Source organism: Paraburkholderia haematera (assembly GCF_905220975.1).
In the GTDB taxonomy this organism is placed as follows: domain Bacteria; phylum Pseudomonadota; class Gammaproteobacteria; order Burkholderiales; family Burkholderiaceae; genus Paraburkholderia; species Paraburkholderia haematera.
The window spans coordinates 386,771-410,490 of the sequence record NZ_CAJNBK010000003.1; the positions used below are offsets into that span (position 1 = coordinate 386,771).

The following is a 23,720-nucleotide window of genomic DNA, read 5'->3' on the forward strand; positions in this document are numbered from 1 at the left end:
CCGCCACACCGTGATTTCTCCAGGTTCGCTGCGCAGGAATCTTGAACCACTCCAATCGGACAGGAAGGTATTAGCCATGGATCAGCCCGGTACGAACCTCACTGCACCAATTCTTTCTTCCGACTCGGCCGTCTGGTTTTCGGCGTACCGCTTCGGCTGGGGATACTGCGCCTTTACGCTGCCATCTGAAGCGGTTTGCGAAAAACTCGGCGCTGGGAACGGGACCGCGAAACAGTTGCTGCTCGCTTTCGAACTTGGCAGGCGCAAACTGCTGCAGGCGGTAGTGCGGAAAGCGCTTCCGGGCACTGGCGAACGGATAAGGCTCTCGGCTGACGATCTCTAACGCAGAACTGAAGCGTCGCTGTGTCGCCTGGTGCCTGTGACGACCGCCAGCACACGCTGAACGTTGTCAGCTGCCTGCCGTCGTCTACCTTTCCGCTCCGTCGTAATCAGGAGCGCCGCGGACACGGGGTGCGGCGCCCTACTCTCATAGCGCAGAACGCTTATGGAAATCGGCCTCCCTATGAATTTCGCCTAAGCCTGCATTGCCAAAGCACCCCATGTCACGCCAGCACCCACTGCGTGCAATAACACCCTGTCACCGCGACAGATCCGGCCGTCCCGATAAGCCTGATCCAGCGCGAGGGGGATGGAAGCAGCGGACGTGTTGCCATGCTCGTGGACAGTAGCGACCAGACGGTCGACCGGGATGCCCAGTTTTCGTGCCGTGGCTTCCATAATGCGGATGTTCGCCTGATGAGGTACGACCCAGGTGAAGTCTGACATCGCCAGTCCGCACTTTGCGGCGACTTCCTCGCTTACCGACTGGAGCGCACCGACCGCCAGCTTGAACACTGCGGGCCCATCCATGCGCAAAAACGGATCTCCCAACACAGCGCCACCGGCAATGCTGCCCGACACTTTAAGGATGTCCGAGTGGTGCCCGTCGGCATGCAAGGCGGCGCCGAGTATCCCCGGCTCCTCAGATGCGCTCAGGATCACGGCGCCTGCGCCGTCGCCAAACAGCACACAGGTACTGCGGTCCTCAAAATCAAGGAGCCTCGAAAATGTCTCGGCTCCGATGACGAGTGCCGTCCTGACTGACGTGGCCCGTATCAGAGCATCTGCAACAGTGAGTGCATAGATGAACCCACCGCACACCGCCTGAATGTCGAAGGCCGCACAGCCGTTTCGTATTCCGAGTTTCCGCTGGACAAGACAGGCCGTGCTCGGAAAGATTGCATCGGGTGTGGTGGTGGCGACTACGATCAGATCGACGGCATCCGCTTCGATTGCCGCTGCAGACAGCGCGCTAAATGCGGCCGCTACGGCAAGATCGCTCGTTTGCGATTGACGGTCAGCAAACCGTCGGGACTGGATACCGCTGCGTGAATAGATCCAGTCATCGCTCGTTTCGATGCCCCTGCTGGCAAGTTGCGACACCAGGTCCGCGTTGGAAATGACGTTCGAAGGCAGAAAACTACCTGTTCCGACAATCCGTGCAAATGACATGAATAACACCGGTCAGAATGTGGAAGGAAGCTCGCCGCTGTCAGGAACGACATCCCGGAGTGAGCGAGTCTGATATCAGCTTTGTCACTGGCAATGAACGGCAACTCCAGCCGCTATATGCGCTGACGGCGTATCGCAAATGCCATTCTGCAGACTGCAGCACGATCGGTCTCAGGCTTCTGGATTCGTCCCCGCGCATACCCAGGCATCATCTTCCCGTATACCCCTGCCCAGTCGCCAACGAGCCAGTCAACGGCATGCAGACATTGATGAGGATGTGTTTCAACGGGTTGCGCTGTTCGCTGGATTGATCATCACCGTGACCCGGGTGCGCCTGGATGTCAGACAAATTAGGAGCGTATGCCATGATAATATCATTATCATCATTATCATCGTTAACCGCCTGCCTTTGGAACAGGTTTGTGCCCCAGGGATCTAGCCGTTCCGTCGCAGGTTAATGGTCGTGAAGACAGGACATCTGACTGGCCGCACTGGAACCGGAGTGCAAATGCGGGTCGCCAGTCAGCCCGAAGACGCCGAGATCATTCCAATGCAGTGGGTGGACCGAAACCGAACAGGAACGTCATTCAGACCGCAGCATGGATCACTCTCACGCGTCGTTCGACGCCTATATGAAGTTTCTTGCCGGGCCATCCGCGAACGGTGCGCCCGTGGTGCTGGAAACCGAGCACGCGCTTTCGCTGCATTTCGATCTGCTGGCCACGCAAAGTTTCATGTCCCGGCGTGACCCTGACAGGCTGGCGCTCGGCTACACCCGGACCATGATGGGATTCCTGCTGCTGCAGCCGGCGCCCACCAGAATTTCCATGATCGGCCTGGGCGGCGGATCGCTGGCCAAGTACTGCTACCGGCATCTTCCGGATACAAGGATAGTGGCCATCGAGATCGATCCCGGGGTGATCGCGTTGCGCGACACATTTTGCATTCCGCCCGATGATGAGCGGCTCGAAGTAATCTGCGCGGACGGGGCGGAATACGTCAGGAGCAACGATGCGTGCCCGGACGTGATTCTGGTGGATGGTTTTCTGGCACACGGCATGCCCGCACAGCTGGGCAACGCCGCCTTCTACTCGGCTTGCCATGCGCGGCTCACGGGTGATGGGGTGATGGTCGCAAACTTCGTTGACGACGATCCCCATATTCCATACTACCTGGACGAGGCGCGTTCAGTGTTCGGTGAGTCGCTTTCCATTTTCCTGGCCGAGGACAGTGGCAACTACACGCTATTTGCCTGGAAGGGTGCGCCGAGACTTCCCTCCCGGGATACGCTGCTCGCGCGTGCACGCGGCCTGGCCACGACTCATCCCCTGAACCTGCGCGGGACCGCGCGCCGCTTGAAACAAGGCGTGGGGCTCGCTTCGGACTGGACAATCGGCGAGGAGCTGACCGGCTAACGAAACTGCTGACGGACGCGCGATCTGCGCGGCCGGAACGGAAGCGCCGCGTGACGCGTCCACTAACATGCAGGCACTCACGACGGTCGATACAGGCACCTCATGCAAAGGCTCCAGGAAGACATGACATTCAAGGTGCCGGGAACCGGGATGGGCCAGTCAGCATCGGTGGTGCGTCGCATGCCAGGGCTATGCCGCACGGCCGCTAATGTCCCTGCTCAGGGCAGCCACGCATCGTGGCGTAGACGACGATCACCCGCGGTGATGCGAAGTTGATCTGCATGTCGCGGGTGAAGAACCAGGATGCGTCCGGTTGGCCGCGCACGATGTCGCCGGCGTTCATGAGTTGCTGCGCGAGATCCGCGGCCATTCGGCTTAATTCAACCCGCAGGCGCCAGTCGGCATGATGATCGTGGCGACGCAGCCAGATCCTCGTGCTCTCAACAAGATGATGGGGCTGCAGCCACGCTCCGGTGGTGCGAAAGGCAAATATCTCGGATAACGTGAGAAAGCACAGCAACTCTGCGTTCGTCTCAAGTCGGTGCATCCTGCGACCTGTCATATAGTTGCGACCGCGACGACCGTACATCGTCACGTTACCCTCATCGTGCTATCTTCCCGATGCAGGCTGAAGCACGCTGCCGAAGAGACCCGTGGTGCCGTAGAACCAGCACCCAGCGCGATGCCTGCGCGGGATCACATCGCTAGCCTGACGCAGGCGTACCTCAGGCGGTTTTTCGGCGCGGACGCGCGCCAATTGCGCTTTTGGTCCGGTAGCTGACGCCATGCTGATCGAGGTAGTCGCGGATCAGTTGCCTCACCACCTGTGAGGGCGTCAGGTCCTGCGCCGCGCAAAGTTTTTCGAACGCTTCCTTCTTCACAGGATCGATCAGAATCGTGAGTCGAGCGCTTTTCGTTTCCATGACGGGGGCGAAGTCCAAGTATGTTAATTAAATTATAATACATCGTGGGGCCCGAGTCATCTTCGTCGCGCCAGAATCACACGGTGGCCGGCGATTCCCTCTTGTATCGCCGATGCCCAGCCATGCAGAGACCGGGAAGCAAACGACTTGCACCGCGCGGCAAGGGTGCGCTAGATCTCCGCCCTGGCACGCAGAAAATCCTGTCCAGCCCGGGTAATCGACACGCCGCCTCGCCCATTCGCGGGGACGGATACCAACCCGGCGTTACGCAGTTCGTGCGCGACCGACCAGTTTAAAGCGGGGGCATCGCGGCCGTATCGCTGCTGGGCCAGACGCTCAAGCGCCCAGATGGCTGCATGGGTCAAGGGGCTGCTGTCGTTGTGGCTTCCTGCTGTCATCTTCTATCCTTGGGAATGCACCTGCTCAAACAGGCCACGAACGTGCGGGGGTTGCCATCCATCAGCGACAGACGCATCCGGTCAGCACGTTTGCTCATATCGATGCCAGTTGAATTTCTTGCCGTACTCGATGCGCGTGGCCGTCGCATGGAGATTCACCGCGTGCGTCGTTCCGAGTGCGCGCGCCCGGTCAAGCATCGTTGCGAAGGACGGGATCTCATCCGCGCCTTTCCACGCAAAAACAGTGACGTTGTGCTCACTGCCTTCGGACGGCGCCAGTGTCACCGCGTTCGCGAAGACCTCCCTGAGTGAGCGCAGGTAACGATGGAAATCCGGTTCGTCGGTGACCAGATTCGCCACGAGGACACCGTCATCGCTTAACCTGCGGCGACAGGCTTCATAAAACGTCCTGCTACCCAGCTCTGCGGGCAGGCCATCGGCATTGAAACCGTCAACCAGCAGCACATCGGGCCGGTGATCCGGAACCGTGACGTACTGCGCCCCATCAGCACAAACCACCCTGAAGCGCTCACTGTCACGCGGCACATGAAACCGGTCGCGCAGCGCGATCACCTGGGGATTGATTTCGACGACGGAAATCATGGTGTCGGGCAAATGGCGATAGCAGTATTTCGCCAGCGAGCCGCCACCCAGACCGATCATCGAAATGCGGCGCGGGAATGGCTGGAACAGCAGGAAGCCCATCATGGTGCGCGTATAACCCAGCGCAAGGGCGTAGGGATCGCGCCGCAACATGGTGCTCTGCACCCCGCGCGCGTCAAAGTACAGCGAAACGACCTGGTCATTCTCTATGACCACCGGCCTGTTCGCCTTCCTCTTTCTTTTCATGTGCGTGATCGAAAAATTCCGATGCAGGGGCAATCGGCGGGCGTAGGCCACGCCCCCTTGCAGCGGCCAGTCAAGAGGATTCCTGCGTACGAAGCATGGCCGAGAGCGCTTCAAGCGCTGCGGTCTCGTCGGGACCGGTTGCCAGAATGTGCAACTGCGTGCCCGGCTTTGCCCGCAGGGACATCACCGACATGACATCCTTGGCATTGACGGACCGGCCGTTCGCCATGCAGATGATGTCGCTCGCGAACCGGGATGCGTGAACGGCAAGCCTCGCCGACCCGTGTCCGTTCAAACCCCACGGGTCGCCCACCTGAACCAATGCTTCGACCAACCCCGCTCCCCTATGCATAAACGGTAACCCGGACCCGAACCCGCCGGGCGCGCTCAGTGCATCGAACCTGCGATGACCTGGGCAAAGAACGCCCGCAGCAGCGGGTCCCACCTTTCACCCCCCAAGGTGATTTCGGCCACGTCGAGCCGCTTCATTTCCCGATCGAGGTAAACGGCGCGAAGCGACCTTGGGTGCGGCGGCCCGACAAAGAACTGGCCGTCGTCATCCAGAAGCAGAAATGGCTTCTGCCTGTAGCGGCCCCCGAGCAGGGAGGTCGCATCCAGGACATGGCGGGCCGATTCCTTCTGATAGACAAAAATGACGTTGACTCCACATTCTTCCAGGCGATCGCAGATATCCGAAAAACGGTAAAGCATCTGGAATCCGCGTTCGCCCGCCTTGCCCACGCCGATGACGATCAATCCGCGACGACCCATCACGTCCCGCAGATACAGGTGCGTGTAGTCGTGGGACAGCAGCGGAACACTTGCATCAATCACGTCGACCTCCCTGCCGCGCGCAGGCATACACCTCGTTTCGCGCAAGCCCGGCCTGCAACGTGACCAACAAGATTCCTGCCCAAGCCGGCTATATTATTAGCATTTCAGGATAAGTCAATGATAATAACATTATCATGATTTGAGGGCGTCTATTCCAAGGAACGGACCAGACTGTTCGCCGGTTCTTCGATGCGCACGCACGTATGCTTCGAGAGCCTTTCCGCATCGAGGGCCGACGTGGCTCCTGAACGAGCGGGTGCACCCTGCACTGCCGGGATCGGGAAACGGCAGCCACCGAAAAGGTGCCGTAATGCAACTGGCGCCGACCTGGAACCCGTCGCGCGACCTGTGCCCGGCGTCTAACGGTCGAGTCGATAGGCCTGCTCGCGCAGGTCGTCAACCAGTGGCACGATAGCCAGCACAATCAGCACGCCCGCAAGCGGTACCGTCGCGGCATAGCCGATGTGCTTGAATCCCATCGCACCGGTAAAACCACCAACGACGAACATGGCCAGCATCGTCCCATGCACTTTCAGCCTCGCCCGATTCGCCAGTACGAAGGGTGCGGCAGGGTCGGTCCTCGCGGAATTCCAATAAAAGAGCTTGCCCAGTTCGATGCCGATGTCCGTCACGATTCCGGTCATGTGGGTGGTACGGATTTCGGCACCGGACAGTTTGGTGATCATGGCGTTCTGCAGACCCATGATGAAGCACAGGAGCACAACGGTCGCTGGTACGAACAGCGTATCCCACAGCGCCAGATGACTGCCGAGCAGCCCGAAACACAGCAACAGGACGGCCTCGATCAGCAAGGGCGACGCGTACTGGCTGTGTAGCCGCCGGCGCCGCCCCCAGTTCACGAGCACGGCGGAACAGGCGGCGCCCAGCAGGAACGAGATCAGCGATGCGGCGCCGGCTAGAACCAGTGTGAGATCGCCCAGCGCCGCCTGGTCGGCAATCGAGGACACCACGCCGCTCATATGGGACGTGTACTGCTTCACCGCCAGAAAGCCACCGGCGTTAGTAGCGCCCGCCACGAACGTGAGCGAAAAACCAAGTTGCCTGTCTGCCCCGGTGCTCCGGTTCTTCCCGGTCAGGCTCCGGAAATACTGTGCTGGCATCGGCTAATGGCTCCTGGTTCGCGTGGTCAGACCATGCGCCGACGAATCAACGCGCGGGCACAGCGGATGGCCTTTCAGATCCGGCATCGGTTGATAGACATGTCCCCGGCGCCCGAACAAAGCCGGCAAGTTCGTTGTCCGTCCCGCGGGATCATCCTCTGTGGAATCGTATCAATAAAGCTGCTAGGATGATAACGCAATTATCATTAACTGCTAACCTGATGCCCCCGGCTAACGTGCACTCCGAGGGGCGGGTGATGCCCGGAGATGTTGCGGATGGGTCCCAAGCGGCAACGATGCAGACTCAGCACGCGGTTGATTGCAAGACGACAAAAACAGGCGGCCGACAGGCTACCTGGTGCCGCGCGTGACGTATTGGGAGAAGTGCCATGCTGTTTAACGATACGCTTGAAGAACACCGGATGGCGGGCGTCTCGTTGCGGTGCGGCATGCACCAGCGCGTGCAGCTCATTACATGCGCTTTCGCCAATGAGCGCAGCTGCGCACTCGGTCGCTGGCTTCATGAAGAGGGCACGCGCTGCGATGAGTTTCCGGAACTCCAGCAGTTAAGGATGGCGCATGCAAGCTTCCATACGATCACCCTGGTGATCGCGATTTCCATCACGCAAGGGCGTCTCGCCGAAGCAGCCATCATGCTCGAGCCTGATGCCCTGTTCGAAAGCGCGACACGCATGCTCGTACACGCGGTGTCGCGTTTCGAAAAACGCCCGGGTGTGGGTGCGGCAGCCGCATCCACGCCCGGACCGCTCGGGCTGATACATTAAGGTCGCCGTGACGATCCGGTCGTTGCATGACGCCGGTTCGCGGCACCTGATCTGCGCAGTTTCAGGAGAACAATGAATTGTCGGCCGATCACAATCAGTTCAGACGTGCCCTGGCGGAGCGATGGGGCAAGACTTTCGGGGAGCCCGTGATACACGAGGGCCTGCGCACGCGATCGCTGTGTTTCGACGCTCTCGGCATACAAAGCTCGATGCGCAAGAGTGCTCCGCTTGAGCTCGACCTGCCGTACACGCGGGCCATGATGTCGTTCCAGCTCTTTCGCCCCGATCCCAAAGACATTTTGATCGTGGGTCTGGGCGGAGGATCACTGTCCAAATACTGCTTTCACAGGTTTCCGTCGGCACGGGTGACCACAGTCGAAATCGACGTGAGAGTCATCGCGCTACGCGAATGGTTTGTCATCCCGCCCGATTCGGAACGGTTCCAGATCGTGCACGCCGACGCGGCCGAATATCTCGCGGACAGGGCCGGCGTCGCAGACGTGATCCTGCTCGACGGCTTCGATGCGTTCGGGTTGCCTGCCAGCCTGTCGAGCCAGTCCTTCTACGACGCCTGCCATGCCGCGCTGCGTGACGAAGGTGTGCTGGTGGCCAACCTGCTGAACAGCGACCCGCGACTCGCCACCCACCTCGACCGGATACGCCGCGCGTGCGATGGAAAACTGTTCCACACCATGGCACGACGTGAAGGCAACACCATTGCCATCGGGGTCAAACAGGGCACCGTCCCTGGATGGCTTGACCTCTATGCCCGCGCGGAAGCCATCACGAAATCGATGGGGCTCGACCTGTACCGGTATGTCAAAAAAATGGAACGTCATCACCGGGCAGAGGCCGTTCCGGGATACCCTTCGTCCCACACACTGACCGTCGGACAGGACGTCTGAGGGCACCGGAGACAACGCCGATGGAACATCTGCTGGTCGTCCATTACGTGCTGCTGGTGGTCGCCGGCTGGTTGGTCGTCGGGGTTCTGGGACTCGCGAACCTGCACCGCACACGCGTGGTGGCGCATGGCCTGTTTCCACTGGGTGCTGTATTCGGTCTGCTTCTGTGCGGACTCGGCCTGACTGGTGTTTTCTCAAGTCCCCAGGAAGCCGTCCTGCCGCTCGGGTTGCCGGACCTGCCGTTTCATCTGAGGCTCGACGGCCTGTCGGCGTATTTCCTCACGGTACTTGGCGTGGTAAGCACGGGTGTAAGCGCGTTCTCCGCCGGTTATTTCCGCAAGGGCGAGGGCACGCCACCCGGATTGCTGTGCTTCGAATATCACGTGTGCCTCGCGAGCATGGCGGTGCTGCTGCTGGCGGACGATGCATATTGCTTCATGGTCGCGTGGGAGACGATGACACTGTCGGCCACCTTCCTGGTGATGACCAATCACCGCATTGCCGAGATTCGCCGGGCCGCCTGGCTCTACTTCCTGATCTCCCACGTCGGCGCGCTGGCGCTCCTGCTCTGCTTCGGCCTGTTACAGGCCAATACCGGCGACTATACGTTCGCCAACATGCGACAACAGCATCTGGACGTGTTCTGGGCATCCATCGCGTTTCTGCTGGCGCTGTTCGGTTTCGGCACAAAAGCAGGCATTTTTCCGCTGCATGTCTGGCTGCCGGAGGCTCATCCGGCCGCGCCGTCGCCAGTATCGGCCCTCATGAGCGGGTTCGTCCTTAAGGCCGGACTCTACGGCGTGCTGCGCACGGTGTTTGATCTGCTGCACATGCAGATTGCGTGGTGGGGCGTGCTCATGCTGATGCTCGGACTCTTCACCGCGCTGTTCGGGGTCGTGTTCAGCGCCATCCAGACGGACATGAAGCGGCTGCTTGCGTACTCGTCGATCGACAACATCGGCTTGATGTTTGTCAGCATGGGATTGTCGGTCCTGTTTCGCGCGTATGGGATGGACACGCTGGCTGCCCTGTCGCTGACGGCCCTGCTCTATCAGATCGCGAGCCACGCGACCTTCAAGAGCCTGCTGTTTCTCGGCACGGGATCAGTACTCCATGCAACGGGCGAACGTAATCTCGGGCGCCTGGGCGGCCTGATCCGTTTCATGCCGTGGACGGCATGGGCCACTCTCGTTGGCGCGTTTGCCAGTGCTGGTCTGCCGCCGTTGAGCGGCTTCGTCTCCGAATGGCTGTTGCTGCAGAGCTTCCTGTTTACGCCAGGGCTGCCTGATCCGTTCCTGAACATGGTGGTGCCGCTCGTCGCCGCGCTAATCGCGCTGGTGGCCGCGCTCGCCGGCTACACCATGGTCAAGTTCTTCGGCATCATCTTTCTCGGCCAGCCTCGCGAGGCGAAGTTACGCGATGCACGGGATGCAAGTCCGTGGGAGCGCGTCGGCTTCGTGTGGCTCGCAGCGCTATGCGTGCTGCTCGGGTTGTTGCCGGTGCAGTTCGTGGTCGTTCTGGATCGCGTCACGCAGATGCTGGTGGGCGCGGGGATCGGCCCCACCGTCGCGAGGAATGGGTGGCTCCTGCTCGCCCCTACCAGCGTGGACCGGGCCAGCTACATGCCGGCGGTTTTCCTGCTGTTCTTCGTTGCCTGTTGCGGGCTCGCGTGGCTGCTGGTACGCCGTCTTTACCATGGGCGCCTGCGCCGGGCTGCCCCCTGGGCCTGCGGCTTTCCGTTCGTGAACGCGCGCATGCAGGACACGGCAGAAGGGTTCGGGCAGCCGATCCGCGAAATCTTCACGCCGCTGTTCAGGATCGAACGGCGACTACCCTCCCCGCTCGACAAACAGCCCGTGTATAGCGTCATCGTGACCGATCGCGCATGGGCGCTGATTTACGAGCCGCTCGAGCGGCTGGTCAAACGCATCGCGGCGCTGGCGGGGCGCCTTCAGACGGGCCGCATCGCCGTCTATCTGATGCACAGCTTTCTCGTGCTGATCGTCCTGCTGATGCTGGTGAGACGATGATCACACTCTCCGGATTGCTCTCCCAGGGGCTGGAAATCCTGCTCGCGCTCGCAGCAGCGCCCTTGCTAGGCGGTTGGGTCAACATGTGCCGCGCGCGCTTGCAGAACCGCCGTGCGCCCAGCATCTGGCAGCCTTACCGGATGCTTCACAAGCTGTTCAACAAGGAGTCAGTCGTCGCCGACCATGCCAGCCCCATATTCCGCGGCGCGCCGTATGTTGTCTGGGCCTGCATGACGCTCGCTTGCGCGATCGTGCCCACGCTTTCGACCGATCTGCCGCTCTCGCCGGCCGCGGACGCGATCGCTCTGGTGGGCCTGTTCGCGCTGGCTCGCGTGTCCATCTCGCTGGCCGCGATGGACGTCGGCACCGCGTTCGGCACGCTCGGCGCGCGTCGCGAGATGCTGGTGGGCTTCCTCGCGGAGCCTGCCTTGCTGATGGTACTGTTTTCGGCGTCGCTGATTACGCGGTCCACCTTGCTGACCAGTATCGTCGCAACGCTCAGCCATCGCGAGCTGGCGATTTATCCGAGCCTCGCGTTCGCAGGGATCGCATTCACGATGGTGTCGCTCGCGGAGAATGCGCGCCTGCCGGTCGACAACCCGACCACGCACCTCGAACTCACGATGATCCACGAGGCGCTGATCCTCGAATATTCCGGCCGGCATCTCGCACTGATGGAATGGGCCGCGAGCCTCAAACTGTTCGCGTACTCCTGCATCGGCCTCGCATTGTTCATCCCGTGGGGCATCGCCGAGGCCGGCAATCCGACCGCGCTGCTACTCGCGATACCCGCGCTGTTCGTCAAGTTATTGATAGGTGGCGCAGCGCTTGCGGTCGTCGAGACGACCAACGCGAAGATGCGCATTTTCCGCGTGCCGGAGTTTCTCGCGACAGCGTTCCTGCTCGCTGTCATCGGCATGCTCGTTCACTTTCTGCTGGGGGCGTGATGCACGGATTCGCCACGCAGATCATCAACTTCCTGGCCGCGATCCTGCTGCTGCTGTCGTTCGCGATGCTCAGCCAGCGCCGGATCCTGTCGCTGATCCACCTCTATACGCTGCAGGGCCTGACACTCGTGTCAGCCAATGTGATCCTCGGATACGTCACCGCCGACGTGCACCTCTATATCTCCGCCGCACTCACCCTGGTGCTCAAGGTTGGCCTGATCCCCTGGATACTTTATAGGCTCGTGCAGCGCCTGAACGTCAAGACGGACGTGGAGCCGCTCCTCAACATTCCCGCCACGCTGCTGATCGGCATCGTGCTCGTGATCATTGCATTCAACGTGGCGTCGCCGATCAGCCAGCTCGCCTCATCGGTCGCACGCGGCACGCTCGGCATCGCACTCGCCTGCGTGCTGCTGTCGTTCATGATGATGATTACCCGCGCGAAGGCGATCCCTCAGGTAATCGGCTTCCTGTCGATGGAGAACGGTCTGTTCTTTGCCGCTGCCGCGGCAACGAACGGCATGCCGATGATCGTCGAACTCGGCATTGGACTCGATGTGCTGGTGGGCATCCTGATCCTCGGCGTGTTCATGTTCCAGATCCGAGAGCAGTTCGACAGTCTGGACATTCATCACCTGGAAAAACTCAAGGATGACTGAAGCCTGGGTACTGCTGCTGGTTTTCGGGATCCCGCTTTTCGCAGGCGCATGTCTGGCGCTGGTGGGACAGCACCATGTCGCCGCAGAGCTCAACGTCGGGTTCAGTTTCCTCACATTCGCGGCCGCCGCGCTGCTTGCCGTGCAAACCGTGGCGCACGGGCCTGCGTTCGCGCTGGGCAAGCTGTTCTTCGTCGATCCGCTCAATGTGTTCCTCGTCGCGCTGACGGCCTTCGTCGGTTGGACCACGTCGATCTTTTCGAGGCCGTACATGCGCATCGAGCGTGACCGCGGCAAGATGACCGGCCCTCGCATGCGCCTTTATCACAGCATGTACCAGCTGTTCATCTTTGCGATGCTGCTCGCGCTGCTGACCAACAACATGGGCATCCTCTGGGTCGCCATGGAAGCTGCCACGCTCGCGACGGTGCTGCTCGTCAGCGTCTATCGCACGGCAGCCAGCCTCGAAGCCGCGTGGAAGTACTTCATCCTGTGCGGCGTCGGCATCGCGCAGGCGCTGTTCGGCACGATCCTGCTCTATCTCGCCGCAAGCCGGCAGCTCGGTGGCGGCGATGCGCTGCTCTGGACCAGTCTGAACGCGGTCAAAGGCAGTCTCGACCCGACCATCATTTCGCTCGCGTTCGTGTTCCTGCTGATTGGCTATGGCACCAAGGCCGGCCTCGTGCCGATGCACAACTGGCTGCCCGACGCGCATGCCGAAGGCCCCACGCCGATTTCGGCCGTGCTGTCCGGCCTGCTGCTCAACGTCGCGCTCTATGCGGTGCTGCGCTGCAAGGTGCTGGCCGATGGTGCACTCCATAACGGCCTGCCGGGAAACCTGCTGGTCGGATTCGGGCTGGTCTCGGTGCTGGTCGCAACCTTTTCGCTGTTCCGGCAGAAAGACGTCAAGCGGCTTTTTTCGTATTCGTCGATCGAGCACATGGGTTTGATGACGTTTGCGTTCGGGCTCGGCGGCCCCATTGCGACGTTTGCGGGTCTGCTCCACATGACGGTGCATTCGCTGGTGAAGTCGGCCATCTTCTTTACAGTCGGGCATGCGGCCCAGAAGGCCGGCACCCAGGCGATTGACGACATCCGCGGCCTGTTGCGCGTGAGCCCGACCGTTGGGTGGGGCATGATGCTCGGCGCGCTCGCGATCCTGGGCATGCCGCCATTCGGCGTCTTCGCGAGCGAGTTCCTGATCCTGACGACCGCAATGAGCAAACTCCCGTGGGCCACGCCCTTCCTGTTGCTCGCGCTTGCCGTGGCGTTCGCGGCCATCTTTGTGCGTGTGCAGGGCATGGTGTTCGGGGACACCACGGCCAAGGTTCTTGAACACCCACCGGCGTTGCTGCCGGTGTTTGTCCATCTTGGCATCGGGTTGATGCTGGGACTCTACATTCCGCCCTATCTTGCGACGTGGTATCGGCAGGCGGCGGCCATGATCGCGGGGTGACATATGCGCATCGAGGCATTCGGGTTTCCCAAACTTGTTCGTCTGTCCGTGTTCGCGGGCAAGTCTTCGGCTTTTCTCGCGCGTGTCGATTCCGACACGTGGACCCGCACCGCCGACACCGTGCGCGAGACGGGTGGCCGTCTGATCTCCCTGTGGGGTGCCGAAGAAGCTCCGGGCACATTCGCGATCTCCGCCGCTTACGCGCTGGAAGACGGCATCCTGTGGCTTCAGTTGCCGGTAGGCGACGGGCATGGGGACAGCGACGGATACCCGGATATATCGGCGGTCTTTCCGTGCGCGACACGCATGCAACGGGCCGTCTACGATCTGGTCGGGCTGCGTGCGATCGGCGCCGAAGATACACGGCCGTGGCTGAATCATGGCAACTGGCCAGCCGATTACTTTCCGTTGCAGAAATTGTCCTCCGGAACCGAGCGGTTTCAATCCCAGGAAGCGGACTATCCGTTCGTCCACGTCGAGGGTGACGGTGTCCACGAGATTGCCGTCGGTCCGATCCACGCAGGCGTGATCGAGCCCGGACACTTCCGCTTCTCGGTCGTCGGCGAAAAGGTGTTGCGCCTCGAGGAGCGGCTGGGCTATGCGCACCGGGGAATCGAGCGGCTGTTCGAGCACGTGCCCGCGCTCGATGGACACCGTCTCGCAGGACGCATCGCCGGAGACACCACGGTCGCCTTTACCTGGGCTTATTGCATGGCGGTCGAGCGCGCGTTGAATGGACGGATTCCGCCACGCGCGCAGTGGCTGCGCGCGCTGCTGCTCGAGCGCGAGCGCATTGCCAACCATCTGGGTGATCTTGGGGCATTGGGTAACGACGCCGGGTTCGCATACGGCCTCGCACAGTTTTCCCGCCTGAAGGAAGACTGGCTCCGCCTGAACGACCGGTTTTTTGGACACCGCTATCTGATGGATCGGATCATGCCTGGAGGCGTAGCAGCGAACATCGATCCGGAGTGCATCACCGCGATGCTGACGCAGTGCGGCCAGATCGATGCGCAGGTTCGTGTGATGCAACGTATTTACGACGATCAATCGGGGCTGCAGGATCGTTTTGCAGGCGCGGGCATACTCTCGGCGAAGGTGGCGGAGCATTTCGGCGTGTGTGGACTGGTCGGGCGAGCAAGCGGCCGGAGAATCGATGTGCGGGTCGATCACCCTTACGCGCCCTACCATGAGGTACAGGTGCAGATGGTCAGCGACGGGCGGGGCGATGTCGCAGCACGGGTCGCAGTCCGCTTCAACGAGATCTACGAATCCATCCGGCTGATTCGTGCCCTTCTCGCCGATCTGCCTGGCGGTGAGATCGCTTCCCGGATTGAACACGGTGGCTCATCATCCTGCGGGGTCGGCTGGATCGAAGGCTGGCGCGGCGATGTCTTCGTCGCACTCGAGACCGGGGCCGACGGGACCATTTCGCGCTGCCACTGCCATGACCCGTCGTGGCACAACTGGCCGGCCCTGGAGCACGCGATCATCGGCAATATCGTTCCCGATTTCCCACTGATCAACAAGTCGTTCAATCTGAACTACGCGGGACACGACCTGTAATGTGGCAACTTCTCAAACAGATCGCGACAACTGGCACGCCGACTCTGCGTGTGCCCGAGGGCGATGACGCATGGCGGGCCGAAGGCCACCGTATCCAGCAGGACATCCTCGATGTGCTCGGCCGGGCGCTGTGCATTCGCGAGATCGATGCGGGCTCCTGCAACGGCTGCGAACTGGAAATCCATGCACTCAACAATCCGTACTACAACGTCGAAGGTCTGGGTATCAGGTTCGTCGCGAGCCCCCGCCATGCCGACATGCTGCTGGTCACCGGCCCGCTCACACTGAACATGCACGAAGCGGTATTGCGGGCCTATGAGGCAACGCCGCAGCCGAAGCTGGTGGTCGCCGCCGGCGAATGCGCCTGCACGGGGGGTATCTTCAGGGACAGTTACGCCGTGCGCGGACCGCTGTCGAACCTGTTGCCGGTCGACGTCACGATACCGGGTTGTCCGCCGCCCCCCATCGATATCCTGAGAGGCATTCTTACAGCGCTTCGTACGAAACACGCAACCTCCCTGCCATGATCACGATCCGGGATCGCTCGCCGAACCCGCTCAGTACGTCAGCCGACGTTTTCCGCGAACGCGCGAAAGCCTGATGTCCACGGTCACTGTTGCCAGTCGCGCGGCGATGGGGGCGATGGGGGGCTAGACGCGCACCGGGATGAGCGCGAGCGAAGCGCGTGCGACGATGTACGTCTGGGGCGGAGAAGGCTTTGATTCAGTGGATGGTGTGCTGGATTCCACACCACGGCCCGCACCGGTCTGCGTCGGCTCCCGGACGACGAGAACCGGGATCTGGCAGTGCGTCAGCACCTTCTGGGTCTCACTGCCAAGCAACAAGGCGCGCATGCCGCCTCGGCCGTGGGACGCCATGACGATCAGATCACAATTTCGTTGCGCCGCCACGCTGATAATCGCCTCGTACGGGTGAGCGCGGTTCCTGGTGAACGTATCGCACTCGACCCCGGCCTGGGTGGCCGCTTTTGTGACGACCATGAGGTAGTCATCCGCATGCTGTCGGGCAGCCTGAATGAACTGGTCCCCGGTGTCCGCGATCACTTCGGCGCCGTACGCCAGGACATGGAATTCCGGGATGACATGAAGCCCCGTAACCTTGGCGCCACTTTCCCTCGCGAGCGTCACCGCCATCTGGATCGCGGCTTCGGAGAGGGCCGACCCGTCAGTCGGCACCAGCAGATGCTTGAACATGCGTTTCTCCCTGCGGCTAGGCCTGTTCGTCCTGACGTCCTGCCCGGAGCCCGCAGCTTGAGCCAGGCACTCCTGAATCAAGGCTATTTCTTTCAGTATAGTTAGATTTACGATGCGTGGAAGCGTGGAAGGTTGACTATTTCTCTGACAAAGTGCCGTCCGCCGACCCCATCTCTCTAACCGTTGCCGTCCGCTGCGGCAATGGCCGCTCCGTGTGCGATCAGGCGACCCAGACGCTCGTTCGCCCGAAGAATTGCCTGCAGACGGGTTTCCCTGAGTTGCCTGTCATACTCATTGATGACCGTAGAAATCAGCCCAATCACTTTGTCCGGGTAGCTCCAGTCGCCCACGGCTTCTCCACGATCAAAGATCGCGGCCACTTCCTGCTCCGCCTCACGCACGCTGTCGAGAGTGAGTAGTCCGTGCCCGTCCTCCGTGAGATAACGGGTCATCAGGATAACCATATAAAGCCGCCGCGTAATGGACGCGTCGCCGTGTCTGCCGCGCGCAGCCTCGAGTGCCATCCGGTGCTGAAGCATGAGTGCATCTACGTCGGCTCGTGGCATGGGAAGGAAGAGTGCTTTGCCCCGAGTGGCCAGAGCATTCCCGAAAATCTTGCGTGCCATCAAAACTCTGCCTGTTTGTGCGTAGCTATTCGGAGGCGTAGCGGGCGTTGTCGGCAATCAGGACCACGCGCGCTTGCATCGGCAATGTGAGCCACGACCCTTTCGCTCACCCGTTTATCGATGGAAAGTGATTCCGCCGACGGGACCTTTGCCTCTCCTCTGAAAGAAGTCCATCGCGCCTGCCCGCAGCCTCTCTCAGGTTCGTCCGCCCCTCGAAATCCGCAAATCGCTTTGCCGTCGAGTTCACTGGTCTTTATTTAGAAGCCTGTCCCTTTCGCAAGATTCCTCGACAACGATCTAAAGCCCACCAGACTTACCGGGTCATTAGCCCCCTGGCGGCCGCTTACGTCATTGCTGTTGCAATTGCGTCTTGTGTCAACCGCAAAGGTGAGGCACGGTTTTTCATGAACACCCTGCCTGCGAGCGTAATCGACAAGCTGGTTCCGATGTGCAACTGGTCGTCGCGTATCAGTGCGAAACCCATCATGGTTCGCTTGGACCCGAGCACAACCGCGCCCGCGCACATCCGTGGAGACGGCACGCCCGCATATCGGGCCCCGCTGGGAAAGCTTTTTCAAGGCGGGCACTGTGAATCTGATCTCGTACTGCGGTGACATTCAATCCGTATTGCTGGATACCCGTCGGATTCCAGGGTGCTGGACAGAAATGTCTGCAGCAAATCGGCCCATGTGTTGTCCTGCAGATCGATGTTCGCTGCGGCGATCAGTCGCAGGCCGCGATCCATGTGCGCAAAGCTCAACGAGCGCGCCTGCTGCGGCCGTCGAAAGAAATGTCCATCCCCGTCGAGCAGCAAAACGGGGCTGCCCTGGAAGCGGCTACTTGCGACGGACAGTGGGTCCAGCACGTGCCGTGAGGATGCCTTCGGGTAGATCAGGACAAGATTGACACCTGCCCTCACCAATTGTTTTCCAATGCAGTTGAACCGATAGGCCATCTGGAAGCCACGTTCCCCGCCTTTGCCCACGCCAACGACGACAATTCCGCGGCTACCCACCTGCTCCCCCAACGAAGTGGGTCGACGGTCAGGTGATAGCAATACTCCGTCCAGATCAAACATGGTGATGTCCTCGTCGGGCCGGTTCCGGTTGTGTTCAGCAAGGCCAGGTCAGGACGTGACCGATGTTTACCTTGGCAAATGTAATTATAGTCGACTTCTATTATAATAGAATGTGTGTATGGAAACGTCACTCCAGGTGGCCGGGCGGGACAATGCGAGCGGCTCACGCATTGGTTTTTGCACGCTTCGAATAACTTGAAGGGAGAATGTATGTCGGATGTACTGCCGTGTCCCAACTGTGCCCAGGAGAACACCTACCCTGACGGCACGCTCAATGTTTGTGCTGATTGTGGTCACGAATGGTCGCCCCACTCGATGCAGGCGTCGGACGATCTGCCGGAGATGAACGTTATCAGGGACGCAAATGGGAATGCCCTGTCAGACGGAGATTCGGTGGTTCTGGTAAAGGATCTGCGCGTCAAAGGCTCCTCAATCACACTGAAGGTGGGTACCCGCGTCAAGAGCATTCGTCTGGCGGAAGGTGATCACGAAGTGGACTGCAGGATGGACGCGGGCAGTTTCATGCTTAAGGCGTGCTATCTGAGGAAGGTCTGATCAGGTGCGTATGACAGGCATCACGGCCGTCGCGCGAGCAAGTCAGGTCTGGATATCAGATCGTTTCAGCTGCCAGGATGAATGCTTGAGATGAGTGATGATTGGGCATCTTATGATGCATTTGTCGAGCTTTTATCGACACCGCTGGACGACGGGCGGCCGTTCGTGCTGGAAACGAAGCGTGGGATATCGTTGCATTTTGATCATTTTGCGATACAGAGTTCGATGTCGCGCAGGTCGCCAGACGAGCTCGTTCTTGGCTACACGCGCACGATGATGGGGTTTCTACTCCTCCAACCCCAACCCGAACACATATGCATGATCGGCCTGGGTGGCGGATCGCTGGCGAAATACTGCTATCGCCGCCTGCCCGAATCCACTATTACCGCAATCGAAATCAACGCTGAGGTGATCGCCCTGCGCGACGTTTTCCGGATACCGGCGGATGATGGTCGGTTCAAGGTGATTTGCGCTGACGGAGCGGAGTACATGCGAGACGCCGCCGTAGCGACGGACGTGATCCTGCTCGACGCATTCGGCGCGCGGGATGTCTGACCAGTGCGCGAACTTCGAGTTTTTTGCCACGTGCCGCGAGAGATTGACGGATTCTGGCGTACTCGTTGTCAATTTCACTGGCGACGATCCAGGATTGCCGCTTCACGTGCAAAAACTTGAAGCGGTGTTTGGCATCTCGTATGCGCTTGTGTCCTGCAATGGGGGGGGCGAACTATGTCAGCTTCGCCTGGAAGGATGCGCGTCAATTACCGTCGAGGCAAGCGTTGCTGACACATGCGCGGTCCATGAGTTGGGTAAGCGATCTCCGTTTATCCGCAACGGCCAGACGCCTGAAAGACGGCGAGTGTCTAGACTGGAGGCGTCTGGTTCGGCCTTCACATGGAGACGTGTGCTGGAGAATCGGCGCCTGAAATTTGGGTAAGTCCTCCCGTCTGTGTGGCCACACCTCGGCGACGATGTGGATACGATTAGAAGTGGAAAGCGCTTCCTGCGTAGAGGGAATCCATGAGACTCGGGACTTGAATGCATGGAGCAGCGAGTCCCTATCACCCAGCATCAGTTAGTCATCGCGAATAGTGAGATTTTATGAGTCCAGCCAAGTTCGTACTTCGTTATACCGCGGTGCCACTGATTGCGATCGTTGGCGTGGTCATCTGGACTTCCATACCTTCGTCAAAGGAAATCGATGCGCGACAATACGCGGCACTCTCGGACTCATATACAGATTTTCCACCACAATTTCGGCGTGAGATTGCCAACGCAATGAAGCATGACCGAATTGATGATTGGGATTATCAGGCACTCGCACGCCAATCGCTGAAGGATGGCATCGCGTTGGACTGGCCGGCGACCGGCGCAAGTGATGTGGTAGCGGAGCGCCACAAGCTGGCTGCCCTGGTTCATTCAGATCCTTACCAGTCAGGAAATCAGAAATGAAGGATGTTCTCGTAGCAATCGCATTCGCGCTGATCATCGGTAGCCTGATTTCCGCGCTGTATTTCATGAACCACGACCGTGGACGCACCGGAAGGATGGCTTGGTCGCTTGCAGTGCGGGTGGGGCTGTCTATCACCCTGTTTCTTAGTTTATGGGTCGCACATTGGCTGGGTTACATCGACCCGACCGGAATTCCGATTGGTCGGTGAACCGACGGAAATGTTTGCCATTGAGACAAAATAGTCGTCTCGACGGTGTCACTACATATCCCATCTATAACGCACAGCGACGTTGCTTACCGCTGCGCATGACCGGCGCCAGGCGCTGGCAAACGCCCTTGCCCCCGGGGCTCCGGTCAGATTACGCTCACAACCGCCCCATTTGAGCCCGGCTTGAGACGGATGTTAGTCGAGTCCCGCGCGGAGTTTCCGTCTCGGCATGATCTGGAGAAAGTAGTCGCCGGTAGGCGGTTTCGCACAGCCTGTACACGGCGAGCATCGACAGGACAGCGGAACAGCTCAGTACGGGGACAATGCCCCCAGGCAAACACATTTACTGATCCGTGAATGCGGCTCGGGAACAGAAAGTCGGGAGGCGACAGTCTCGCTAACTTGAGCTCGGTCTTCGCGCCTGATGCAATCGCGTTCAACCGAATTTCTGCGTCCTGATCGGGCACAAAGAGCCACCGCAAAACCAGGGCCATCAGCAGCGAACATCGTCCACATAAAACAAATGTAATCAACTGTTAATGCCGTACTGCGACCGATTGCCCTACTGCCCCTGAACGGCTTGAACAATGCGTTCCTGAGCCATCCCGTTGGACGATCCGTATGAGCGTTGCGAGAGTCGAGCATAGGGACAGTTGGACTAGTGCCGATGCATTCCACCGGAACCATGCATGCCGCCGAATTCCCTCATACCACCGGGGCCATGCATACCACCGGAGCTATGCATACCACCGAAGCCAGGCGTACCACCGAATCCCCTCATACCACCGGAGCCATGCATTCCACCGAAGCCATGCATACCACCGCCAGGGAGCGGGCCGCGATGAAAGCCCGCTCCGACGAACGTGACGTGATCGTGACCCATCTGGTGAAAGTGGTCGAAGTGGTGAAAGCGATGGAAATGATCGACAAAGATCAAGCTCACGCCGCCGCCAATGAATAGCGGCGGCCCCCACCACCATGGGTCGGGATAGGGATAGGCCGCGACGGGGTACCACAGAGCGCTGCCATCCTGGCTTTGAACAATTTGCCAGGTCCCATCGCTCTGTAGGCAGGCACGTCCGACGACCTGCTGCATCGTCCCATCGATTTCTGCCTGCCCGGCAACTGCGCGGCAATTCGTGCTGTCGGCTAGCACCGGTTGCTCGTCATAGGTTTGCGCGAGTGCAGGCGCAGCGAAGCCGAGACAGACGAGCAATGTCCCGACACGAAGCAGGTTGTCCATGATGTATGGCCACATGAATCCCCGACGTTTTCGACGTCGTGTCGTCGGCGTCACCCAGCACATCGGTGTGCTTGTGCAAATTCACGCCGCGGGCTTAGCTGCGGTAGAGGCCCGCCGCTCGGGACGTGGTTGCCTGACGGGTAAACGATGGAGCACGCCGGCTTATTCCAGCGCCGTGCGTGTTACGTGGGCCGCGTCAATTAGGGCATGTTGGGGCAATCGTTCCCGTGCGCGCCGATCGATTCGATTGGTTGCGGGCGCGATATCGGCCGGCCGCCCTCGGCGTGGCACGTTCACGAAATGTGCCAGGAAACCGGAACGTAGTGAATGTTGCCAACCTCGTCGCAGCGCGCGATGGTATAGACCGTGTGTACTCTTAACGATCGATGACTGTCCCAGTCGCACTATCTCTGGAACATGGGAATAACCTGGCTGCGCGGATCGTTCTACTACCGCAGTTTCCGTAGTAAGTGGGTCACCTGAACGAGCCACGTCGCAATGCCAGCGATGGACATCATCTTGATGTCAATCGGCGGTACGTCACCTCGTCGCGTTTCATTCGGGACCTTGGCAATGAAACACCCCACCTCGGCATCATGCGCGGCTCAGTCAGCCACACGCACGATGCCGAATGCGATTTGTAGAGAGGAACATCATGATCCGCAGTCCACGTATCGCGATCTTCTTTGGTGCGGCCGCACTTAGTCTCGTTTGCAGCCCGGGTTACGCAGACGCGATGATAAAAGCCACGCTCCTCAATAATCACGCGATCCAGCTTGATGCCAATCACGTCAAGGCAGGCTCAATCGTGTTCGAGGTAAGCAACGCACCTGACACCGGTCTGACGCATGAGCTGGTCGTGCTGAAAACGGATCTGGCCGACGCCAGGCTGCCCGTTAAAAACGGGCAAGTGCGAGAAAGTCAGTTCAAAAAAATGGGAGAAGTGGAGGACGTGGCACCGGGCAAGAGCAGGCACATGACGCTCAAGTTGACACCCGGCCGCTATGTATTGATATGCAACCAACCGGGCCACTATTCAATGGGCATGCATACGTCGTTGGTCGTCACGCCGTGACCTTCCCGGGTCAACGTATGCGAGTGGATCGGTAATCGGCGTATCTGCCCTGCAACGAGGTTCGGCGAATGTCTTGACGCTCGCGACACCCGATGTAGTGCCGGGAGCCTTTGATGAGATCAACCTGGGGCGCCGACGCCGGGAAGCTCGCTCAAGGAGTTCGACACTGTCTCAACCCAGGTCCGATTCAGGACGGCCATCACCTCGCGCGCCGTGTTCTCGGAATGTGCGCGAAGGATCTGCGGCAGATCCTTGTGAGCGGGATCGGTCAACGCGGCAAGGATCGCCTCGTGCTCGCTCATCGATTCGGCCCAGCGCAGCGTATCGGCGTTAGCCGCACCGCGCGCGCGACGAACCTTCGACATCAACGAGGCATAGATCGTGGACAGCACCGGGTTATCCGATGCGTCGACGATCATCTGGTGAATTTCCTGATTCAGGCGGAAATACTCCACCCGCTTGCCGGCCTCGTGACACTCCACCACGCGCCGATGTTTCGCGGCGATCGCCGACACTTGCGCGGCTCCGATGCGCTGCTGGGCCAGTTCTCCGGCCATCGCCTCGAGGCCATGCAGCAGTTCGAATGTCGAATTGAGATCGGCAAGATCGATCGGCGCAACCCGATAGCCAATGTACTGGCGATGCGTAACCAATCCCTCGGAGACGAGTACCTTCAGCGCCTCCCGCAAAGGCGTTTTCGATACGTCGAAGGCGACGCACAGGTCCTTTTCGTCGATCCGGGCACCCGGCGGCAACTCACCTTCATCGATCATCACGCGCAGGCGCGCGCCGATCTCCGCAGCCATGCCGCGAGTGCGCAGAAGCAGGGGTTTTCGAGTGGTCTGGCTCATGATGGCTGCAAGCTTACCAC

Annotated in this window: 27 protein-coding genes and 1 pseudogene; 16 read left to right on the top strand and 12 right to left on the bottom strand. The window is 60.2% G+C overall.

Annotated elements, in window-relative coordinates; translation table 11 throughout:
- Nucleotides 1–76 precede the first annotated feature (76 nt).
- Nucleotides 77–343, top strand: coding sequence for a hypothetical protein (locus KHO23_RS08960; protein WP_211610642.1), 267 nt, complete (start codon nt 77–79; stop codon nt 341–343).
- Nucleotides 344–534: 191 nt separating this feature from the next.
- Here KHO23_RS08960 and KHO23_RS08965 read toward each other — a convergent pair whose 3' ends face one another.
- Entirely contained in the window at nt 535–1,512 is a 978-nt protein-coding gene (locus KHO23_RS08965; RefSeq protein ID WP_211610643.1) for a beta-ketoacyl-ACP synthase III, read from the bottom strand.
- Between the two features lie 599 nt (nt 1,513–2,111).
- On the opposite strand from KHO23_RS08965, the gene KHO23_RS08970 reads away from it, so the two are divergent.
- On the top strand, nt 2,112–2,927 hold the full coding sequence (locus KHO23_RS08970) for a fused MFS/spermidine synthase (protein ID WP_211610644.1): 816 nt from the start codon (nt 2,112–2,114) through the stop codon (nt 2,925–2,927).
- A gap of 205 nt (nt 2,928–3,132) precedes the next feature.
- Here KHO23_RS08970 and KHO23_RS08975 read toward each other — a convergent pair whose 3' ends face one another.
- The 7 genes from KHO23_RS08975 to KHO23_RS09005 form a co-directional block, all read right to left on the bottom strand.
- Nucleotides 3,133–3,522 carry a hypothetical protein gene (locus tag KHO23_RS08975; RefSeq protein ID WP_211610645.1) on the bottom strand — a complete coding sequence of 130 codons (390 nt, stop codon included), beginning with the start codon at nt 3,520–3,522 and terminating at the stop codon, nt 3,133–3,135.
- A 130-nt stretch (nt 3,523–3,652) separates the two neighbouring features.
- Complete coding sequence (locus KHO23_RS08980) at nt 3,653–3,850, bottom strand: ribbon-helix-helix protein, CopG family (RefSeq protein WP_011493367.1); 198 nt, start codon at nt 3,848–3,850, stop codon at nt 3,653–3,655.
- Between the two features lie 170 nt (nt 3,851–4,020).
- Nucleotides 4,021–4,248, bottom strand: a complete 228-nt coding sequence (locus tag KHO23_RS08985; protein WP_211610646.1) for a hypothetical protein — start codon at nt 4,246–4,248, stop codon at nt 4,021–4,023.
- Nucleotides 4,249–4,329: 81 nt separating this feature from the next.
- A complete protein-coding gene (locus KHO23_RS08990; protein ID WP_407946047.1) occupies nt 4,330–5,130 on the bottom strand; it encodes a fused MFS/spermidine synthase in 801 nt (266 codons plus the stop codon).
- Between the two features lie 37 nt (nt 5,131–5,167).
- A complete protein-coding gene (locus KHO23_RS08995) occupies nt 5,168–5,431 on the bottom strand; it encodes an HPr family phosphocarrier protein (RefSeq protein WP_236066758.1) in 264 nt (87 codons plus the stop codon).
- A 53-nt stretch (nt 5,432–5,484) separates the two neighbouring features.
- A complete protein-coding gene (locus KHO23_RS09000) occupies nt 5,485–5,931 on the bottom strand; it encodes a hypothetical protein (RefSeq protein ID WP_211610647.1) in 447 nt (148 codons plus the stop codon).
- Nucleotides 5,932–6,290: 359 nt separating this feature from the next.
- The gene (locus tag KHO23_RS09005) at nt 6,291–7,052 is read right to left on the bottom strand and encodes a YoaK family protein (RefSeq protein ID WP_211610648.1); all 762 of its coding nucleotides are present in this window, start codon (nt 7,050–7,052) and stop codon (nt 6,291–6,293) included.
- A gap of 389 nt (nt 7,053–7,441) precedes the next feature.
- Here KHO23_RS09005 and KHO23_RS09010 point away from each other — a divergent pair, with 389 nt between their 5' ends.
- From KHO23_RS09010 to KHO23_RS09045, 8 genes are all read left to right on the top strand, one after another.
- On the top strand, nt 7,442–7,837 hold the full coding sequence (locus KHO23_RS09010) for a CZB domain-containing protein (RefSeq protein ID WP_211610649.1): 396 nt from the start codon (nt 7,442–7,444) through the stop codon (nt 7,835–7,837).
- Nucleotides 7,838–7,914: 77 nt separating this feature from the next.
- A complete protein-coding gene (locus KHO23_RS09015; protein WP_211610650.1) occupies nt 7,915–8,742 on the top strand; it encodes a fused MFS/spermidine synthase in 828 nt (275 codons plus the stop codon).
- Nucleotides 8,743–8,762: 20 nt separating this feature from the next.
- A complete protein-coding gene (gene hyfB, locus KHO23_RS09020) occupies nt 8,763–10,772 on the top strand; it encodes a hydrogenase 4 subunit B (RefSeq protein ID WP_211610651.1) in 2,010 nt (669 codons plus the stop codon).
- Nucleotides 10,769–11,719, top strand: coding sequence for a respiratory chain complex I subunit 1 family protein (locus KHO23_RS09025; protein WP_211610652.1), 951 nt, complete (start codon nt 10,769–10,771; stop codon nt 11,717–11,719). Before hyfB ends, KHO23_RS09025 begins: the two co-directional genes overlap by 4 nt.
- A complete protein-coding gene (locus KHO23_RS09030) occupies nt 11,719–12,378 on the top strand; it encodes a formate hydrogenlyase (protein WP_121113789.1) in 660 nt (219 codons plus the stop codon). The genes KHO23_RS09025 and KHO23_RS09030 overlap by 1 nt, the downstream gene beginning before the upstream one ends.
- Nucleotides 12,371–13,831: a hydrogenase 4 subunit F gene (locus KHO23_RS09035; protein ID WP_211610653.1), complete on the top strand. Its 1,461-nt coding sequence runs from the start codon at nt 12,371–12,373 to the stop codon at nt 13,829–13,831. Before KHO23_RS09030 ends, KHO23_RS09035 begins: the two co-directional genes overlap by 8 nt.
- Nucleotides 13,832–13,834: 3 nt before the next feature.
- Nucleotides 13,835–15,397: a hydrogenase large subunit gene (locus KHO23_RS09040; protein ID WP_211610654.1), complete on the top strand. Its 1,563-nt coding sequence runs from the start codon at nt 13,835–13,837 to the stop codon at nt 15,395–15,397.
- The gene (locus KHO23_RS09045) at nt 15,397–15,924 is read left to right on the top strand and encodes an NADH-quinone oxidoreductase subunit B family protein (protein ID WP_211610655.1); all 528 of its coding nucleotides are present in this window, start codon (nt 15,397–15,399) and stop codon (nt 15,922–15,924) included. The genes KHO23_RS09040 and KHO23_RS09045 overlap by 1 nt, the downstream gene beginning before the upstream one ends.
- 123 nt (nt 15,925–16,047) lie before the next feature.
- Here KHO23_RS09045 and KHO23_RS09050 read toward each other — a convergent pair whose 3' ends face one another.
- The 3 genes from KHO23_RS09050 to KHO23_RS09060 all read right to left on the bottom strand — a co-directional run bounded on the left by KHO23_RS09050 (nt 16,048) and on the right by KHO23_RS09060 (nt 18,315).
- Nucleotides 16,048–16,611 (bottom strand): universal stress protein, encoded by a 564-nt coding sequence (locus KHO23_RS09050; RefSeq protein ID WP_211610656.1) that lies wholly within the window; start codon nt 16,609–16,611, stop codon nt 16,048–16,050.
- A gap of 176 nt (nt 16,612–16,787) precedes the next feature.
- Nucleotides 16,788–17,237 carry a hypothetical protein gene (locus KHO23_RS09055; protein WP_211610657.1) on the bottom strand — a complete coding sequence of 150 codons (450 nt, stop codon included), beginning with the start codon at nt 17,235–17,237 and terminating at the stop codon, nt 16,788–16,790.
- Between the two features lie 574 nt (nt 17,238–17,811).
- On the bottom strand, nt 17,812–18,315 hold the full coding sequence (locus KHO23_RS09060; RefSeq protein WP_211610658.1) for a hypothetical protein: 504 nt from the start codon (nt 18,313–18,315) through the stop codon (nt 17,812–17,814).
- Nucleotides 18,316–18,525: 210 nt separating this feature from the next.
- Between KHO23_RS09060 and KHO23_RS09065 the strand changes: the two genes are divergently transcribed.
- From KHO23_RS09065 to KHO23_RS09090, 6 genes and pseudogenes are all read left to right on the top strand, one after another.
- Complete coding sequence (locus KHO23_RS09065) at nt 18,526–18,870, top strand: zinc ribbon domain-containing protein YjdM (protein ID WP_211610659.1); 345 nt, start codon at nt 18,526–18,528, stop codon at nt 18,868–18,870.
- A 90-nt stretch (nt 18,871–18,960) separates the two neighbouring features.
- Nucleotides 18,961–19,796: pseudogene (locus KHO23_RS09070) on the top strand (spermine/spermidine synthase domain-containing protein).
- A 175-nt stretch (nt 19,797–19,971) separates the two neighbouring features.
- On the top strand, nt 19,972–20,322 hold the full coding sequence (locus KHO23_RS09075; RefSeq protein ID WP_211610660.1) for a hypothetical protein: 351 nt from the start codon (nt 19,972–19,974) through the stop codon (nt 20,320–20,322).
- On the top strand, nt 20,319–20,531 hold the full coding sequence (locus KHO23_RS09080; RefSeq protein WP_137958864.1) for a twin transmembrane helix small protein: 213 nt from the start codon (nt 20,319–20,321) through the stop codon (nt 20,529–20,531). The genes KHO23_RS09075 and KHO23_RS09080 overlap by 4 nt, the downstream gene beginning before the upstream one ends.
- Before the next feature lie 667 nt (nt 20,532–21,198).
- Nucleotides 21,199–21,492 (top strand): hypothetical protein, encoded by a 294-nt coding sequence (locus tag KHO23_RS35620; RefSeq protein WP_211610661.1) that lies wholly within the window; start codon nt 21,199–21,201, stop codon nt 21,490–21,492.
- 937 nt (nt 21,493–22,429) lie between these two features.
- Nucleotides 22,430–22,849, top strand: coding sequence for a plastocyanin/azurin family copper-binding protein (locus KHO23_RS09090; RefSeq protein ID WP_211610662.1), 420 nt, complete (start codon nt 22,430–22,432; stop codon nt 22,847–22,849).
- A gap of 119 nt (nt 22,850–22,968) precedes the next feature.
- Here KHO23_RS09090 and KHO23_RS09095 read toward each other — a convergent pair whose 3' ends face one another.
- Nucleotides 22,969–23,700, bottom strand: a complete 732-nt coding sequence (locus KHO23_RS09095) for a GntR family transcriptional regulator (RefSeq protein WP_236066759.1) — start codon at nt 23,698–23,700, stop codon at nt 22,969–22,971.
- Nucleotides 23,701–23,720 lie beyond the last annotated feature (20 nt).